This is a genomic window from Alteromonas sp. G5_S2_22_S1 (assembly GCF_054968525.1).
Genome location: NZ_JBQKUJ010000042.1, coordinates 1 through 1,550, shown reverse-complemented (window position 1 = coordinate 1,550; position 1,550 = coordinate 1). Strand labels below are relative to the sequence as shown.

Annotated in this window: 1 protein-coding gene and 1 pseudogene; one reads left to right on the top strand and one right to left on the bottom strand. The window is 44.3% G+C overall.

The window, feature by feature from the left end; all coding sequences use genetic code 11:
- Window positions 1-144: 144 nt before the first annotated feature.
- Window positions 145-911: pseudogene (locus ACTRWF_RS19580) on the bottom strand (transposase); the annotation flags it as partial.
- 97 nt (window positions 912-1,008) lie between these two features.
- Between ACTRWF_RS19580 and ACTRWF_RS19575 the strand changes: the two are divergent.
- On the top strand, window positions 1,009-1,233 hold the full coding sequence (locus tag ACTRWF_RS19575) for a CcdB family protein (protein WP_462836095.1): 225 nt from the start codon (window positions 1,009-1,011) through the stop codon (window positions 1,231-1,233).
- Window positions 1,234-1,550 lie beyond the last annotated feature (317 nt).

The following is a 1,550-nucleotide window of genomic DNA, read 5'->3' as shown; positions in this document are numbered from 1 at the left end:
TAGAGAAGTGAACAAATGAGCCTGTCTTGTTTAGTACCGATTCGTATTGATACTCCCAAAGATGCCTGTCTTATTTAGTCTGTCTTGTTAAGTACGTGTTTAACTGAAACATGCCTGTCTTGTTTTAACTGAAACATGCCTGTCTTGTTTAGTCGCGCGTACGACACGGCCAGCGGGCAAAGACGTATCGACCTCTATAGCAAGGCATTCCCTCGTGCCTTCATCCACCACATTCAGTGTTCTGAACCGTTTACCGCAATATAACGTGTCATGCATAAAGTCCAACGCCCATTGATGATTAGCCTGATCCAGCACTTCCAGTGGCTGGGCTATTCGCTTGGGCAGTACCCGTTTAGTTCTGCGCCGCAGGTTCAATCCCATTTGGCAGTAAACACGATAGACGCGCTTGTGGTTGAAGGGAAAGCCTTTGAACCGCATTCGGCCAAAACACTTCCAGAAGCCCGCTCGTGGCGAATTCTCCAAAACCGCATTGATGGCATCAATGACAGCAGCATCCGCTTTGCGCCAGTCTCTCTCTGGACGATAAAAGGTCGCACGGCCAATACCAACAAACAGACAGGCCTTTACGATACTTAGTCCCGCATCAACTAGGATGCTGACGCACTCTCGTTTCTCTGCTATCACCAACCCTTTTTTGCGACAAGCTCCTTAATGGCATTATTTTCTAAGCTGACATCTGCAAACATCTTTTTAAGCTTGGCATTTTCTTCTTCAAGCTCTTTCAATCGTTTGACGTCAGACGCTTCCATGCCGCCGTACTTGGACTTCCAATTGTAATAGGTTGCGCTGCTGATACCGTGTTGACGGCAGACTTTCTCAACCTTCATACCTGCATCAACTTCTTTTAACACCCCAATAATCTGAGATTCTGTATATCGTGATTTTTTCATAGTCGTCTCCTGCATTAATCATTGCAGAAAACTCCAATTAAGTCTGTCTCAGTTTAGGGGAAGTGGACAAACTGAAACATGCCTGTCTTGTTTAGTCTTGTTTAGTCGGTTAGCGGTACCGCTGACAAAGAATAAGACTAAAAATAGTCTTTATATGAAAAACCTTACGCCGGAGATAGAATTTGAAGGCGAGACATACTTATTCCTGACTCAACAACTGAGTTCCATACCCGACGATGTGCTCAAGGACTGCATCGGGTCTTTAGGGCAATCCCGCGAATTGTTAATAGATGCAATAGACTTTGCTATTACTGGAATATAGCCTTTCTATAAGAGGCTCTGACAGGTGGGCATGACGACGCAATGTGCCTAGAGAAGTGAACAAATGAGCCTGTCTTGTTTAGTACCGATTCGTATTGATACTCCCAAAGATGCCTGTCTTGTTTAGTTCTCTAGCGCACCTACATACTCTGTCTATTAGTATGCCTGTCTTATTAGTTTTTTGACCGGTATCCCTTTCGATTTGTCACCTGAACGATTTCATTTACCTTTAAGTTCGCAATTTTGCGGTATAACACCGGATCGTACTCAAACTTTTTCTCAGTAGTTACCGCTGTAGTGAAAAGAGGTTTGTGTTGT